This is a genomic window from Emergencia sp. 1XD21-10 (genome assembly GCF_009936045.1).
Lineage (GTDB): Bacteria > Bacillota > Clostridia > Peptostreptococcales > Anaerovoracaceae > Senimuribacter > Senimuribacter intestinalis.
In genome coordinates, this window is sequence record NZ_QWEQ01000003.1 from 67727 (window position 1) to 83747 (window position 16021).

The 16021-nt window shown below is 43.2% G+C and carries 13 protein-coding genes and 1 CRISPR repeat array; all 13 genes read right to left on the reverse strand.

Translation table 11 applies throughout. From position 1 onward, the window contains the following. Positions 1–36: 36 nt before the first annotated feature. The 13 genes from D1151_RS01675 to D1151_RS01735 all read right to left on the reverse strand — a co-directional run bounded on the left by D1151_RS01675 (position 37) and on the right by D1151_RS01735 (position 16020). On the reverse strand, positions 37–942 hold the full coding sequence (locus tag D1151_RS01675; RefSeq protein WP_161907709.1) for a DNA/RNA non-specific endonuclease: 906 nt from the start codon (positions 940–942) through the stop codon (positions 37–39). 135 nt (positions 943–1077) lie between these two features. After that, entirely contained in the window at positions 1078–1335 is a 258-nt protein-coding gene (locus tag D1151_RS01680) for a DUF3343 domain-containing protein (protein WP_160201486.1), read from the reverse strand. Positions 1336–1363: 28 nt separating this feature from the next. Continuing rightward, the gene (locus tag D1151_RS01685) at positions 1364–2614 is read right to left on the reverse strand and encodes a D-alanyl-D-alanine carboxypeptidase family protein (protein WP_161907710.1); all 1251 of its coding nucleotides are present in this window, start codon (positions 2612–2614) and stop codon (positions 1364–1366) included. A gap of 161 nt (positions 2615–2775) precedes the next feature. Beyond that, positions 2776–3332: direct repeats of the CRISPR family, unit length 32 nt; unit sequence ATTTCAATCCACGCGCCTACAAGAGGCGCGAC. A 218-nt stretch (positions 3333–3550) separates the two neighbouring features. Next, positions 3551–4531: a D-isomer specific 2-hydroxyacid dehydrogenase family protein gene (locus tag D1151_RS01690; RefSeq protein WP_161907711.1), complete on the reverse strand. Its 981-nt coding sequence runs from the start codon at positions 4529–4531 to the stop codon at positions 3551–3553. A 1130-nt stretch (positions 4532–5661) separates the two neighbouring features. Then, positions 5662–5952: a CRISPR-associated endonuclease Cas2 gene (gene cas2 / locus D1151_RS01695; RefSeq protein WP_161907712.1), complete on the reverse strand. Its 291-nt coding sequence runs from the start codon at positions 5950–5952 to the stop codon at positions 5662–5664. Between the two features lie 10 nt (positions 5953–5962). Further along, positions 5963–6994: a type I-C CRISPR-associated endonuclease Cas1c gene (cas1c, locus tag D1151_RS01700; RefSeq protein WP_160202800.1), complete on the reverse strand. Its 1032-nt coding sequence runs from the start codon at positions 6992–6994 to the stop codon at positions 5963–5965. Further along, positions 6994–7662, reverse strand: a complete 669-nt coding sequence (gene cas4, locus D1151_RS01705; protein ID WP_161907713.1) for a CRISPR-associated protein Cas4 — start codon at positions 7660–7662, stop codon at positions 6994–6996. Before cas4 ends, cas1c begins: the two co-directional genes overlap by 1 nt. Positions 7663–7664: 2 nt before the next feature. Next, positions 7665–8582: a type I-C CRISPR-associated protein Cas7/Csd2 gene (gene cas7c, locus D1151_RS01710; RefSeq protein WP_161907714.1), complete on the reverse strand. Its 918-nt coding sequence runs from the start codon at positions 8580–8582 to the stop codon at positions 7665–7667. Between the two features lies 1 nt (position 8583). Further along, positions 8584–10377, reverse strand: a complete 1794-nt coding sequence (cas8c, locus tag D1151_RS01715; protein ID WP_161907715.1) for a type I-C CRISPR-associated protein Cas8c/Csd1 — start codon at positions 10375–10377, stop codon at positions 8584–8586. Then, positions 10374–11030 (reverse strand): type I-C CRISPR-associated protein Cas5c, encoded by a 657-nt coding sequence (gene cas5c, locus D1151_RS01720; RefSeq protein ID WP_161907716.1) that lies wholly within the window; start codon positions 11028–11030, stop codon positions 10374–10376. The genes cas8c and cas5c overlap by 4 nt, the downstream gene beginning before the upstream one ends. A gap of 24 nt (positions 11031–11054) precedes the next feature. After that, positions 11055–13208 (reverse strand): CRISPR-associated helicase Cas3', encoded by a 2154-nt coding sequence (gene cas3 / locus D1151_RS01725; protein WP_202620363.1) that lies wholly within the window; start codon positions 13206–13208, stop codon positions 11055–11057. Positions 13209–13426: 218 nt separating this feature from the next. Next, positions 13427–14728, reverse strand: coding sequence for an MFS transporter (locus D1151_RS01730; RefSeq protein ID WP_161907717.1), 1302 nt, complete (start codon positions 14726–14728; stop codon positions 13427–13429). Positions 14729–15087: 359 nt separating this feature from the next. Beyond that, positions 15088–16020 carry a thiamine pyrophosphate-dependent enzyme gene (locus D1151_RS01735; RefSeq protein ID WP_161907718.1) on the reverse strand — a complete coding sequence of 311 codons (933 nt, stop codon included), beginning with the start codon at positions 16018–16020 and terminating at the stop codon, positions 15088–15090. Position 16021 lies beyond the last annotated feature (1 nt).

Genomic DNA, 16021 nt, shown 5'->3' on the forward strand with positions numbered 1-16021 from the left:
AATATTTTCTAATATATATTATTCAGTCTATTCTATCTACTGTTTTGCTTTTCGATATCCTGCCTCAATCGCTTCTTCCTCTGAATCAAAAATAATCAGATTCTTGGAATCTTCCATCTCCCCATAAGCTCGCTGACCCGGGCAGTGATAAATCTTAGAGCGTTTATTACCCCTTATCTCTTCGACAATTTTCTCCTCTTCATCATCCTGCGCTGCTGCATTATTTAGGTCCAGTCGATTATCCCCATTGCTGTAATCAATTTCGATTCCTGGCTGTACATTATAAACAAATACATTAAAACAAACACCCTCGCCATCGTCCTCCACAGAATATCCTTCCATCTGCACTCCTCTGGCTACTAAATCGTTTCCATCATAAATTGGCGTTACACGATACAGCACATGTCCGCCTGTTTCTTTTACATAATCCGCCACCATATCTTCAAAGGGAAGCATTCCGTCCACATTCATATATCTGGTGCCGGTAATGAGATTCTTCTCATTGGCATTCTCTCCAGTTAGCTGATATCCCAGAAGATGGCAGCGATTATAAAGATATTTTCCGTCTACAATGTCGTATTTGGCAAGCTGCCAGCCGGACGGCTTGACCATGCCGATGCTGCCTCTCTTTTCGGTGGGCATTAAATCCCTGCCTACATTGGCAAAAGCAACACCGCAGCGTCCAAGACGGTCCAGATCGCTATATGTCTCAAAGGATTCTGTGGACATATCTGCTTCTGAAAACGCTGGCATATTATCTTCCAGTACAACATAAGGGCTGTTCTCATAAGGCGGAATTTCTGAAAGAGAATAAGACGCAGTCTCTGAAGTTTCTAAAATCCCCATCTGCTCAAGCTGACTGCACCCGGACAATAATACTGTCAAGGTTAAAATCAGTATTAAAACTCTATTCTTATTATAAAACAATTTGTATAAATCCATTCCTGTACGCTCCTATCTATTTATTCTATTTCATTATCTCAAAAGAACATTCGTTCGTCAAGAGTTATTTTCAAAAAAAAGAAAAACTGTGCATTCAATGTGGCACTGAATGCACAGTTTGGGTCCTATCTCTTTTTACACACTTCTATAAGACTTTGTTCCGCCAATACGAGTCACCTGATAGATTCCTCGAGTTGTAATCTGCCGTTCTGCCAACACTCCCCGCACCCGTTCTATTGAGTCAATCCTCAGATAGAGGCCAGTGCTGCAGGAATGAGTTATCTGCGGAGGCAACTTTCGCAGGGCAGCATGAAATCCATTTTCCTCCAGGACATCTTTGGCATAGGCTGCTTTATAAAAAGAAGAAAAGGAAAGAATATACTCATTCTCCATGGTAGTCTCCTTCTATGTGCTTCTGAAATCAGAATAAATTTTTTATCTTGCGTATGTAATAGGTTAGGAAGGAAACTTTCTTTACATCTCTGTCGGACACCAGATCGTAGGTACCTGCTTTTTCTTTTCCGATATATACAGTCAAAGTACCTACTTTGTCACCTTTTCGCAGAGGCAGTTTTATGTTCTTATTTATGGTAACTTTACATGCCGCCTGCTTTTCTTCTCCTTTTTTGACAAAAGCTGTTATTTTTTCGGTAGTTAATGCTTGAAAATAATAAGGCTCTCCTTTATCAAGGGTCACTTTTTTCATACGCTGCCCCTTGTCTGCCAAGGTGACCGACGCATAGTTAGCAAATCCGTAATTCAAAAGCTTTGAAACTTCTTCAAACCGGATTTTTGAAGTCTTTGCACCTAACACCACGGCTATCAGCGTAGTATCATCCTTTGTCGCCGAAGCGGAAAGACAGAAGCCCGCCTCCTGAGTAAAGCCAGTTTTTATACCATTAGCACCGGGATACTGTTTGATTAATTTGTTGGTATTGGTCAGTCCGAACTCCTTTTCTTTTCCGGGAAGCCCAACCTGTATCGTCGTCTGCCAGGTATTAAACCATTTTTGCGTGTGCTCGTGCTTCAAAAGCTTTTGCGACATCACTCCTATATCATATGCACTGGTGTAATGATCTGCTACAGGTAATCCGTTGGTATTTACAAAGTGCGTATCCCTCATGCCAAGTTCTTCTGCCCGCTTATTCATTTTTTCCACAAAAACTTCTTCACTGCCTGCAATGTATTCCGCTGTAGCAACACAGGCATCATTAGCACTGACAATGGCAATTCCTTCCAAAAGCTCCTCCAGTGTATGGGTTTCACCAACTTCCATATACATCTGGCTGCCTCCCATAGAAGCTGCTCTTTCAGAAATTGTTACCGGGTCGGTCAATTTAACTTTCCCATCTTCAACTGCTTCCATTGCAAGAAGCATGGTCATAACTTTGGTTACTGACGCTGGCGGCAGCTCTTTGTGAGCGTCCTGCTGATAAAGGACTTTACCCGTGTCCGCATCAATGAGTACTGCTGCCTTTACATCTAAATTCAAATTAGCTTTCTTTTGTTCTTCGGTTGGAGCACCCTCAGACGTCAAACTATCAGACACTGTTTCCAGCACTACAGGCTCCTGCGGGTTAGAATAGTATTTCACACCTAAAATTCCACCAGTTCCGCAAAGGCAAAGGGCACAAAGTAGGCATAACGCTCTTTTTCGATTCTTCCTTATCATAAAAACACCTCTCTCATTTGGTGTAATATATGAGAAAAGTGCAGCGGATATGCTAATTGCCGGAAAAGATTGCTGCAAGGTTCGTTGTAGTGATAGGGGATTTTCTAAATTATTGCTGGTTTTTCACCGTGGTACTAATCGGAAGAACAGCAAGCGACATTATTTCAATCCGCACGCCTGCAAGAGGCGCGACCTGAGCGTAGGCAGAAGTAAAGGGTATGAGGTATTTCAATCCACGCGCCTACAAGAGGCGCGACCCAGTCAATATGGAAGTATATATAATCCCACACATTTCAATCCACGCGCCTACAAGAGGCGCGACACGATGACAGAGCATACGCAAGAAGACGGTCAAGTAATTTCAATCCACGCGCCTACAAGAGGCGCGACACCTAATATCGGCGAGCAGGCTATTCTTAATAAGATTTCAATCCACGCGCCTACAAGAGGCGCGACGTTTACTGCAATTACTGCCGCAATTCCCATAAATATTTCAATCCACGCGCCTACAAGAGGCGCGACCCAACAGGGTCTGTGTGACGGATTTTATGCCCATTTCAATCCACGCGCCTACAAGAGGCGCGACATGTACCTTGATGACTGGATTAAGCTGTTTGCAATTTCAATCCACGCGCCTACAAGAGGCGCGACACATTGGACCATCTTTCCAAGGCTATAAACAATGGATTTCAATCCACGCGCCTACAAGAGGCGCGACTGCAAAATTATAAAAGTTTTCTATAATTTTTATCAATTTTTTGTTTTATTTCTATCTCTACATACTACTAAACTGTCAAAACTCTCTTAAGACCACCTCTTTTCATTGAATTACAGGTGCGAAACATCCCAGAAAGTCATGTTCACTTCATTTTCGCACCACCAAAATTTCATCTTTTCCAAAATATTTTTAGGACAAGTGTATTTTATCTGTCTCAATTATACCTCAAAAGGATTTTCTTCACCTGTAAAGTATTTCTTTGCTCCTAAAATAGAGTTTTCTGCCATATTTGCCACCGCTTCATCCGTGTAGAACGCCATATGAGATGTAACGATAACATTGGCATAAGACCTTAAGATTGCTAATCGCGGATTTCCCAGAGGCTCACCCATGCGGTCAAAATAGTACAGACCACTTTCGTGCTCGACTACATCTAGGCACGCAAATCCAACCTTTTCCGATTCGATCGCATCAATCAGTGCATCACTGTCAATTAAAGCACCTCTGGCACAATTTACAATCCCGACTCCGTCTTTCATCATGCGCAGTGCATTATTATCAATCAGGTGATAATTTTCATCTGTTGCAGGTGCGTGAAGTGTAATAATATCTGACTCACAAAACAGCTGTTCAAGTTCAACATACTCGCCCAAAGCTTTGACAGACTCTTTCTGATAAGGATCATAAGCTAAAATTTTACACCCAAATCCAGTTAAATTACGAATTACCGTTTCTCCTATCCGACCAGTTCCGATCACGCCGACAGTGCAACCTGGTAGTTCGCGCGCCAATTTTCCCCGAAGTGTAAAATCTTGTACATCCCCACGCATCATGATATGCTTCATTTTACGAAGCCCCATAAGAATCAGCATAACAGTAAAATCTGCCACGCTGGATGGCGAATAGGTTACATTTGTAATACCCATACCAAGTTTTTTCGCATATTTCCAGTCAATATGGTCATATCCAATCGTTCTAGTCGAAATACATTTTATTCCAAGCTGATAAAATTTATCAATTAACTCTCTGTCAATAACGGTTGTAATAATATCCACGGCATCATAGCCTGCTGCTAACTCTGCATTTGCTAAGCAAGGCGTTTCTGCAGTGTAACCATACTCCACATCATACTTTTCACAAAATTTGTCGAAGAAAGGCTTTTCGTCAAAGTCTCTCATACTATATACAAATAATTTCATGTCGCTACCTCTCGCATTTACTTGCATTTATCATACCACAAATAAAAAAGAATGCATAGCATTTAAGAATGATTGTCAAAATCTATTATTAAAAATTAATAATCTCTCGTCCATTTTAATAGAGGAATATAAATTGAAACTAACTGAAATTCTATATATTTTACTATTTTCACAGCCACCAACTTGTGACTATAAATAGGCACAAGTTGGAACCAGTGATCATAGAAGGTTACGGTAACTACAACCCCGGCGCATTTCAATCCACGCACCCCTCACGGGGTGCGACCTTTCTGTTCTTCCTGATGGCGTGGGGAGGCGGCTGATTTCAATCCACGCACCCCTCACGGGGTGCGACTACTTCCGAAGAAGCAACTTTCAAGTATTTTTGCTTATTTCAATCCACGCACCCCTCGCGGGGTGCGACTTTTGCTAATCCTTCAAAACTCCGGAAAAACACCGATTTCAATCCACGCACCCCTCACGGGGTGCGACACTCTTGTAACCGCCCAAAACTCTCATCAGTCAGCATTTCAATCCACGCACCCCTCACGGGGTGCGACTAGCAAACACCTTTGATGGCGAAACTGGTGAGTCATTTCAATCCACGCACCCCTCACGGGGTGCGACTCTGACACCATGATTGTATCTCCCACATCAAACGATTTCAATCCACGCACCCCTCACGGGGTGCGACTTTCTGTGCTTACAAGTATTTCCGTAGGATTACCAATTTCAATCCACGCACCCCTCACGGGGTGCGACGGATGTAGCACTGTATGAATCAGATCAACAAAGCATTTCAATCCACGCACCCCTCACGGGGTGCGACGTGCAAATAAACCTGTTTCTCCCTGTTCAAATCCGGCGCACTGGCCGCACCCCTCACGGGGTGCGACGCACGACTGTTCTGTCCAATCTTCTTTAAGTTGGCAAGGCGCACTGGCCGCACCCCTCACGGGGTGCGACGTGCAAATAAACGCCAATTTCCCAATAAAATCACCATTTATTTGTAAATTCTTTATAATTTTTAAAAGTATAAATACATATACTTCCAGAAAAGTAACTATTATGTCTATAATTCTGGTGCGAAAGCCCAAGGATTTTATGTCCACTTGCCTTTCGCACCTTTCTTAAACCATCAAAACGCCTTCAGCTTCATAACTTTCTTTGGCTCCGAAATGCTCTACTTTTGTTTGATAATTATTTCCCAAATAGTAAAACCTGACACTATCTTGTCTTTCGTCAATCAAAGACAAAAGTTTATCCTTTAAGAGCAGCATTTGTGAACTGTCCACTATACATTCAAATACCGAATTTTGTACACGCTGACCATAATTGACACATTCCTTTGCGACCTTTCGAAGCCTGGTCTTTCCAGCTTTGTCCTGTGTTGACACATCGTATGTAATTAATACTAGCATCTGAAACCTCCTACTTCCATAAAAACGGTGGATAGCCTTCCAGGTCTCCTCGAATAGTCCGCGCTAACAGCATTGCCTGTATATGAGGCACCAGCCCCCAGCAAAGCTTTTCCTCAAGAAATGGATGGGTAATCATCTCTTTCTTACGTTGTTGCCATGCCGACAAGAACTGTTTTCTTCCGTCTTCATTGAGCAATACCGCCCCATCTGCTTGCGTCTCAAAATGCACTGCTTTCATAATCTTTCGATTGATTAAAGAAAGCACAAAGCGGTCCGCCATAATCCCACGCAGTTCTTCCATCATATCCAGTGCCAAAGACTTTCTACCAGGTCTATCACTGTGCAAAAATCCTACATAAGCATCCAGTCCAACGCCCTCCAGTGCACCTGCACAATCATTTCCAAGCAAAGTGTATGCAAAGGAAAGCAGCGCATTCACTTTATCCAGCGGCGGTCGGCGATTGCGACCGCAAAACTGAAAATCTTCTTTCTGATTGATAATCAAATCATCAAAAACTGCAAAATATCGAGATGCCAGCTCACCTTCAATGCCACGTAAGGAATCCAGCGTATCACATGTGCGAATCCCGGAAAGCCCTTGATGGAGCTGTCCAGAAATTTCTTTGATACGCTCAATATCAACACGCAAACCGTGATCTCTGACAGTCCGCTCCAAGCTCCACCTGCAGTTAAAAACTTTTCCCAAAATCATTGCCTTTGCGTATGACAAACTTCTATCTACATCATCCGAAATTCGATATTGCTCTTTTCGTAGCAGCACATTTCCATATGGTATCCCTGAAGTGCGAGCCAAGAATCTGCCTTGCGGCGAGAAAAAACTCAGCCCAATTTCTTTCCGTGCACAAGCACCCATCAGCGCTGGTGAAGCACCTTTATACGAGAAACTGACAATCTGCTCCAGCGTATGAAGCGGAAATCTTCCGGCAGTTTCCTCATCACGAAGGATTACTACATTTTCTCCGTCCAGTGCCAGATACACATCCTCAGAAAGTACATATAATGTATTGAGCAGCTTCTTCACTACAATGCACCTCCTTCTCCCAGTCTATCTGCAATATACCGTTCCACATTAAGTTTCTTGTTTAATTTTGGCAAACAAAGATCCTTTAACGAACAGCTGCGACATTTTTTACTAGTTTTCACTTTGGGCGTGTTTCCCTTCTTGTAAAGTGTATGCATTTCCTCGCATAGCTTCTCAACTTGTCCTCGAAGTGTCATATCAAAAATAACTTCCGTCCGGCGCTTATTTTCGCCATAAAACAGATACCCTTTGGGAATATCCGTGAGAAACATCTCCTCCAGACATATTGCCTGGGCACAAAGCTGTACTGCATCTTCGCAGCCATCTTTCTCTGTTCCTCGCTTGTATTCCACCGGTACAACATCCCACGTTCCGTCATAATTAGACAAGGCTATGCCGTCACACGCTCTGTGAAACTCCACTACATCACACTGCCCAGAAAGCCCCAACTGCCGTGAGGAAATGCGGAGACCCCGCATGATAATTAAGTCTCCGCGCTTTTCCACAGACATCTCATCATGGGCTTTCTTGTGCATCAAAATCCCTGCTGTCGTTTGATAGTTTTCTGCCCACTGCTGTTCTACATGAATGAGCGCCCACTGCCTTCGGCAAAAGGCAAAGTGCTGAATGCCCGAAAGCTGGATGTATTCTTGTTCCTCATATCCCATAGCTATATTTTTCTTGTTACTTCTACAGACTCAGGAATCATTTCATCGTGAATCACAACTTCATAATCCTGATAACAACGAGGATAAACTACATCCACTCCCCGTCTAATCTCCACTGCTTCAAAGAGCTTATGTGCTGGACAATCCCCCAGTTCAGTGCTGTGCTTAAACACAATGAGCTCTCTAACTGCCATTTTGCCTCTTGCCGCAGAATGATCGATTTCAAACATATTGATAATTGCTTTCCACAATAATTCCAAATCCTCTTCAGAAAAGCCAGTTACCTTTTTCGCCAAATTAGCAGAAATATAGCCTTCTACCCGGTACAGACCATACGGTACAATGCTCTTTCTTCCCATTTCGTTCTGTTTCATTTCTGCATCCTTTTCAGTAGTAATTGCAACACGAGTAATGGTAACTTCCTGACTCATAATCGGATCAACACTACGGGCAAATCCCAGCTGCACAGGACCGCGTACCTGACCGCAATTGAGTGCATCTTTTACAAAAGTAGTCATCACAGCACCAAAGGTCCTGATGTCATAAAAATTTCTGCACATAAAGTCACGTACTTTCAAATCAATATCTGGGTTCGCTTTCTTTGCTTCCTTAATCCTCTTTTCATCCAACCCAAGATATTTATATGCCAAGCTGTCACTTCGATTTAGCGGAACATCACCTTTTATGTAAATTTTATAGCCCTGTCCTCCTTCGGAAATATCCTGTCCATAGTCGGGATCCATTGCAGTTTCTACATAGTTACGTATTTTTCTCTTCAAGCACACATCTGTAACAATACCATATCCGCTTTCCGGATCGATTCTTGGCAGATTTCCCGCGTCAGGATCTCCATTGGGATTGCCATTTTCCACATCAAACAAAACCACAAACTCATATCTGTTCTTGATTACTTCACTCATTTTACTTTACCTCCTGCTCCTTTTTCATATAACGGTCTTGTGTCTGGTGATAATACCCGAGAATAAACATACCCTGTTCCTCTAAGTTCAGCCGCTTAGGATAGGCGATTCCTTGATCATCCGATACAGAGAATTTATCCTGCAGTGTACCTAATTTCTGTTCAAACCAAATTTCAGTGCTTTTATTCCTTACTGCAATCTTTTTCATATGACTGTTTTTCAATTTCAGTAAAACAGGAAAAATGGATGCTGGCATAGCACAAGCCGAATTAAAATACCGATCTTTAATTGTAGCATTCACCTTACCCGGCTTATTGGATTCCTCCTGAATATGCTCAAGCACCGCAAACATCCTTCCTAGATTATATGGGACATTTTTACTGTTTTCATTCAGACTCACTGTAAGTTCCTCCTCTTCTGTTACCCTTGTATTTCGCATAAGGTATGCTTTGATAATTGCTGCACGTCCTCGTGTGATTTTATAAATACCTGCGTTGCTGTCATCCTGGTCAGCCCGTATTCTCTGCAATACTGCCTGATAAAGACTCTCCGGATAACGTCCGCCCGATAAAATCGCTCGAAACGAATTCCCTCCTATATGATCTGGCGCCTTTTTATCCTTTGACTTCTTATTTGCGATTTCCTGCAGCATTCTCCATACACCGAGATGTTTAACAATATCGCTGGCGGGTCGAATCACTTCCATTCGATCATAATGTGTCTTCAAATGGCTCAAAATGTTTCCAAATCCATCTTGATAGAAGAAGCGTACTGACAGTCTTCCCGCATTAGGTCCAAGACCCAAAATGCAAAACCTTTGTTCAGGATTGATAGCTTCTAAATCTGCATCAACATCGACGCTCCATCCCTTCTCCAAGTTTTTAAAAATACCAGCTACAATTTCCTGATTATCTGCGGTAGGCTCTATACAATCAGCAAAACTTTTTTGATAAATTTCCTCTCCACTTTCTGCCCAGTAGACAACCATAGTGGTTCCTATGATACTTCTATAGTCTCTATTGCTGATCAAGTAATTCAAAGCAGTTGTATAAGCGTATGCCGCATATTCGCTCACCGGTGCATTATAACTCTGCTCCTTTCCATAGGAGCAAAATGCCGGTGCATTAAATCCTACTAGCGATGCTCCGCTTGATTGTGCGCCGGGCACGCCTTTTATCTTCCCGTGTATTCTCGCAATAGGTGCACGCTTGCCCGTTACAAGACAGATTCCTTCCTTACCGCCATCTTTCTCATGGTAGGCTTTTTCCCAGGCATTCTGGATTTCATCATCCTCCTGTATAAAACGACCGTCTAATTGAAAAACCAAATTAGATGCAGCACACAATTCTTCATAATTGGCTGCAATCACCGGATGTTCCTCAGCATGCTCCGGATTCCAGCTTTGAAAAAAATTCTTTACCGCTTCGGCGGCTTCAGAGTGAACATCCGCTAAATCCTCTGTATGTAACTTTTTTGAAGCAAGAAAGCAATTTCTTGCTCGATCTGGTTTTCCCTTCGTATCTATGCCTAGAAAGTAGCTGACATTGTCACAGAGAAAATTGGGAGATATTCCGCTGGTCTTGACGCCCTGTTCCGGGACTTTGAGCAGAGATGGAATTTCCACAGTTTTTTTGCCACGCAGTTGCTCAGTTGTCAGCGTTACAATGCCCTTAAGTTCGCCGTTTGCTGCAATATCCAAAGCTGCTGCAACTTTTGCCTGACACCATCCCGGTGCAGTTACCTTGCCTTGCTCTTCTAAGGCTTTATAATATTCCACCAATGACTGCAGTATCATCGAACCACCTCACAATCAGTAAGATCGAGCATACCACCATTTAATACGGCTCTGAAAAACAATGGCTGTATTTCTTCCCCGGTATAGTCAAAGTCGAAAAACATATAGCCCAAATCCCTGTCTTCAGCAGAATAAGCTGTATCAACCCCCTGCTCCTCGTACAGTTCAAATTTTGCCGGAAACTCTCTGCACCCAAAATAAGGTTGATGATAGCACTTTCCGCTGCGCAGCCTGCGCATCATAATATCCTTAAATTTCCCCGGATTATCCCCTACATTTGCTTTTTCTGTCATCTCAAAATGCGCATCTATAACATAGTCAACATCTTTGAGCAAAACGGCTGCACGCTGTGCAATATCTTCTTTCGCATTGATATACAGAGGCTTCGCATTTCCGTTCATCACTGATAACACATTGGTGTGCTGTATTTTACTCTGTAGCTCATTTCTCCGCACGCTGGTAAAGGCAATAGGCTTTCGCACGTAAATCTTGTCAATGACCCATCGCATGCCCGGATGCCAATAGATTGCTTCTAAGATGCCCCTTGCTGCAGAAGGTGTTATCACATCGTAGCTGCAACGTTCCACTTTCATTTCCGGTCTGGAAAACAGGGCATAATCGCCCCACACATGTACTCGTACGCCATGACTCATAAATTTTCACTCCTTTCCTTTATTTTAATAGTAAAGACCAATTCCCATCTCTGCATTTAGCTGTATCCCGCAGCCTTCATGATAATATTCCGCCTGCTCTAATACGGCAAAGTCGTCAAACAAAGGTGTAATCATGCCTTTTTCCCATAGCGTTCTGTAATCATTTTCGTATACACTGATACAATACTTCCCTGCTTTTCTCATTAGCGGCAAGCAATACTGATCGTCTGCAAATTTTTCCGCAATTTCCTTTGCCTCATCTTCCAACGCAATGAGTACAGTCTTTGTATCCTGTTCAATGAGGTGAAACTCTTTTGCTACTGTTGCAAAAGGAAAGTTATAACTCCTAGTACCTTTTTCAAATGCCTCTACTACCTCATGCTTGTCCAAAAAATTTCTTCTGAAATCGTATAGTCTTGCAAAATAATCGTAAATTGCTTCCAAATCTGTAATATCTTCATATTTTCTTACAATCTGTTCTGCCACATCTCTCATCTGCTTCATACTGGATGGAAGTTTTCCTCGCTCCTGGCTTTCCAATTGAAAGAAAACAGTTTTACACTGTTCTGCCGACAGCATTCCTTCTCGATTGCACCGTCCTGCCGCCTGAATGATGGAATCAATTCCTGCCAGTTCCCTAAACACAAAAGGGAAGTCCAGATCTACACCCGCCTCAACCAGGCTGGTTGCGATTAATCTGCACGGTTTTCCTGCCATCAGCTTTTCTCTTACTGTTTTCAAAATCCGCTGCCGGTGTGCGGGATACATGTATGTAGATAAGTGATATATATCCTCTTCACCCTCTTCTAACAAACGATGATAGATTTCCTGCACATCCATTCTTCTATTCAGAATACAGAGGATCTGCTTTTTATTCTTCAGTTCATCAAGCAAATGCGCCTTTGTTATGATACCGCCGTTTTCCACATTGGTACGTTTAAAAAATGCATACATGTTGTGCACGTCTGGGCAGATTTCCTGTACATTTTTAGAAAGTTCTTCCGGAAAATATTTCATCAGCGCCGGCTGAGTTGCCGTACACAAAACCACCGTACACCCATAATTGTAAACCAGCTCGCTAATTGCCTGTATGCATGGCTTCAAATAATCTGTCGGGAGCATTTGCACCTCATCAAAGATAATGACGCTCTTTGCCAAATTATGTAATTTTCTGCACTTGGACGGCTTATTGGAAAATAACGATTCAAAAAACTGAACATTGGTTGTCACGACAACCGGCTTGTCATAGTTTTCTGCGGCCAGTCGGTGCTTTGCTTCTTCTTGCTCGTCTTCAAAAGAGATATTGCAATGATCCTCCAACACATTTTCAGCTCCTAAAATCTCCCGAAACACCTGCGCATTTTGTTCAATGATAGAAGTGAAAGGAATTACGTAGATGATTCGTTCCAGCTCATGTGTCACTCCATGGCGAAGCGCAAATCCAAGAGAAGATACAGTCTTTCCGCCGCCAGTAGGCACTGTGAGCGTATAGATACCCTGTTCTTCCTTTCCTTTCTCCAGACAAGCTTTCAAAATCTCTGTTCTTTTGCCATTGACTGTTTCGCATGCCTGATTGTCGAGCCAGGGTTTAATATGATCATCATATCTTTCTGTAAGCGTCTGCAATGATTCACCGCTTGATTCTCTGAAAACTCCCTCATTCATGAATTTTTCTGTATTCAGAAAGTCCGCATCTACTAGACACGAAAATAACATTCTAGTCCAGAAAGATATAGAAAATCCACCCTTTCCTAGGATCCTCAGCGGTGGTGGCACCAAGCCCCTTATCTCGATTTCTTCTTTAAATTGGCTATAGTCTTCAACTGGTTTCCGTAACCTTCCCTGTAATGTTGGAATTCCCGCTCCATCTGACGTCGTTCCTCCATCTGGAATTCCGCCGTGATGTCCGGCAACACAATATGCTGCGCAGTAGTTTAAACCGCTGCCTTTTCCATAAAGTTCTTTTGCGCCGGCTGTAGAATGGTCGACCCTCGCTCCGCCAAGCAGTCTTTTCTGAAAAGCATTGGAATATTTCCCCAGATCATGAGCCTTTGCCGTCTCCGCTGCTTGTGCACTGGAATAGAATGCCTTCGCAAAATCTCCTGCAAGCTCAGCAGTTTCTAAAAGATGCTCTTTCACAGACTGTTCTCTTTTTCCATCTTCACTGATGTGTGCCAAGTATTTTTCTTCCGTAATCGCTCACCTCTTTCTTCCCTCTGTTAATAAATTGCTTTGCTATTTATAATAACTTTACTATATATAACATTTCCCTTTATGTCAACACTTCAATAGATTTAGATATAATTTTATGCGAGTATCGAATTTAAATTTAGGATTAATATGAGTAATATTAAAACAGGGCCGCTCAGCGACCCTGCTTTTTTATATATAACCTATCACTCCTCCAGTTTCCATATGTGCTTATCCCTGCGAAACATCAAGCAGGTAACCACACCCAAAATGCCAATCACGAAGAAGAATAGCGCTGCACCAGCGCCTTTTCCACTGCCGAACAGACTGCACCACAGGCTGGCAGTACCGGCAGAAGACTGTACTGCCATAAACGGCTCAAAGACCCTGTCAACCAGCAGACCACCTAAAAGATAACCGATAGGAATGGTGAAAAACTGCAGCGTATTTCTTGCCGCATACACTCTGCCCTGCATCTCAACAGGGATATGGCTGCGCATAACTACATCCATATTGGCGTTCATAATCGGAATCCAGATCCATCCCAGCACTCCGCCGATACACCACACCGGTATCGAAGTACCTAAGGCTAAGATAAAATTCTCCGTACTCATAGCTAATAGAAGCGTATTACAGATAACACGGATTCGGCTTTTCGGCTCCGGCAGCAGCGAAGCTGCAATACTGCCTGCCAACATAGCAAGCCCCGTTGCCGTATTGACTGCCGCAAGAGCGGTTTCTCCTCCGCCTGCTCTTGACAGCAGCATTGCCGGAAAAGCTGCATTGTACATAGATGCCGTCAGATTAATTGCCGCCAGAAACAACATTAGGTCGAGAATCCCTCTATTGCTCCACAAATAGGAAAGTCCTGCCTTTGCAGACTGTACCAGAGGCTCCTTGCCTTCTCCTGCACACTTGCCCTCAGGAATTTTTATCCATAGGCACAGCGTTACAAAGGCGCATAGAAAAGTTGCCAGGTCAAAGTAAACCACCGCGGATAGACCAAACACTGCGTATAGTGTCGTTGCTGCTATTGGAGTCAAAATATTTACCACAGAGCCGGACAGCGACCGCAAGCCTGACACCCGTTGGTAATGCTTCTTCGGTACAATCAAAGTCACCGTCACATCTACTGCCGGCTGCTGCACCGTCCCCATGAGACCGTTCAATGCGTTTAGCGCATAAAGGTGCCAGATTTCCAGCTGCCCCGTTTTTAAAAGCACAAGCACCACGAATGTGCAGACCGCTGCAAAGCTGTCGCTTACCAGCAATGTCAGCTTTTTGTTCCACTTATCGCTGAGGGCGCCTGCAAAAATGCTCATCGCAACATAAGGCGCATACGAGCATACTGCCAAAAGCGCCGTCGTCAAAGCAGATCCCTTCTCCTCATATGTCCACAAAATCAGCACAAAACTGGTCATCGAACTGCCCAGCAGCGATAAGGACTGAGTAGACCACAAAATTAGGAAACTGTGAAGTTCCTTACATATCATTTTTAAATTGTTCATAAGACTTTGCTCCTTTTTATTTAGATAATTTCCAAATAGACTGCAAAGCCCTTGGGCGAATCTCCGTTCACTCCATACAAGTTCACCCTTAAGCCTTGCATGGAGCTGCTGCAATAGCCAGTTTCATCATTTTCACTCCCTTCATGCAAAATTCTAAGTAAAAGTATATCATATAATCTTATCCTTGAAAACTGCACCAAAGAAAATTTTCGTTCCTAACACATGTTTTGAAAAAGGTAAAAAACTCACAGCACAGCCCCTAAATAAACACCCGCCACGCATCCAACGCGTGGTTTTCTTATATATAAAATGACCAACTCCTATCAGCGTGATAGGAGCTGGTCATTTTTAAAACGATTTTATCGCTGGCATTTTTCTTTCAGTTTTTCCCACTGTTCGTCCACATAATTCTGGGCATCTTCAATCATCCACTCATTGCCCTTTGCGAACATGTGCTTAAATCTGCCCTGCTTTTCGAGGAAACGTTCCACCGGCAGTTTCTTTGCAGGCTCATAGGTCAGCTTCCATACGCCCTGCTCAATCTCATAAAGCGGCCAAACGCAAGTATCCACAGCCAATTTACAGATTTCCGCAAGATCTTCCATCTCGTATCTCCAGCCTCTGGGACAAGGAGAAAGTATGTTGAGGAAACACGGTCCTTCAGTGTAAATCGCCTTGTGTGCTTTGTTATGCAGGTCTCTAAAATCTCCAAGGAAAGTAGTCTGCGCTGCATAAGGCACGTTGTGCGCAGCGATGATTTCTGTCAAATTCTTCTTGTTCTGTACTTTTCCATAGGACTTGCTTCCTACCGGTGTAGTCGTCGCATCTGCAAAACGAGGTGTTGCAGATGAACGCTGAATCCCCGTATTCATATACGCTTCGTTGTCATAGCATACATAGACCATATCGTGACCACGTTCCATCGCCCCCGATAGAGACTGAAAACCGATATCATAAGTACCGCCGTCTCCGCCAAAGCAGATAAACTTATAGTTGTCCTTAATTTTACCTCTCTTTTTCAGCACATGATAAGCCGTCTCTACGCCACCGGTCATGGCTGCTGCATTTTCAAAAGCGCTGTGAATATAGCTGTCCTCATAAGCTGTATATGGATACATAAAAGTGGAAACTTCCAAACAGCTTGTCGCATTGGATACTACTGCTTTATCTCCTTCGTCAAGGGCACGAAGCACGCCGTTTACGGCAACGCCCGCACCGCAGCCAGCACAGAGTCTGTGTCCTGGTACAAATCTATTTTTCTTTCCTAATTCTGTCTTTAAACTGTAAGCCATG

What these genes read in the sequence shown, in the direction of transcription:
- D1151_RS01730 (WP_161907717.1), bottom strand. Translation starts at nt 14,728, where the DNA reads ATGAACAATTTAAAAATGATATGTAAGGAACTTCACAGTTTCCTAATT.
- D1151_RS01680 (WP_160201486.1), bottom strand. Translation starts at nt 1,335, where the DNA reads ATGGAGAATGAGTATATTCTTTCCTTTTCTTCTTTTTATAAAGCAGCC.
- D1151_RS01690 (WP_161907711.1), bottom strand. Translation starts at nt 4,531, where the DNA reads ATGAAATTATTTGTATATAGTATGAGAGACTTTGACGAAAAGCCTTTC.
- D1151_RS01685 (WP_161907710.1), bottom strand. Translation starts at nt 2,614, where the DNA reads ATGATAAGGAAGAATCGAAAAAGAGCGTTATGCCTACTTTGTGCCCTT.
- cas5c (WP_161907716.1), bottom strand. Translation starts at nt 11,030, where the DNA reads ATGAGTCATGGCGTACGAGTACATGTGTGGGGCGATTATGCCCTGTTT.
- cas4 (WP_161907713.1), bottom strand. Translation starts at nt 7,662, where the DNA reads ATGGGATATGAGGAACAAGAATACATCCAGCTTTCGGGCATTCAGCAC.
- cas7c (WP_161907714.1), bottom strand. Translation starts at nt 8,582, where the DNA reads ATGAGTGAAGTAATCAAGAACAGATATGAGTTTGTGGTTTTGTTTGAT.
- D1151_RS01675 (WP_161907709.1), bottom strand. Translation starts at nt 942, where the DNA reads ATGGATTTATACAAATTGTTTTATAATAAGAATAGAGTTTTAATACTG.
- cas8c (WP_161907715.1), bottom strand. Translation starts at nt 10,377, where the DNA reads ATGATACTGCAGTCATTGGTGGAATATTATAAAGCCTTAGAAGAGCAA.
- cas2 (WP_161907712.1), bottom strand. Translation starts at nt 5,952, where the DNA reads ATGCTAGTATTAATTACATACGATGTGTCAACACAGGACAAAGCTGGA.
- D1151_RS01735 (WP_161907718.1), bottom strand. Translation starts at nt 16,020, where the DNA reads ATGGCTTACAGTTTAAAGACAGAATTAGGAAAGAAAAATAGATTTGTA.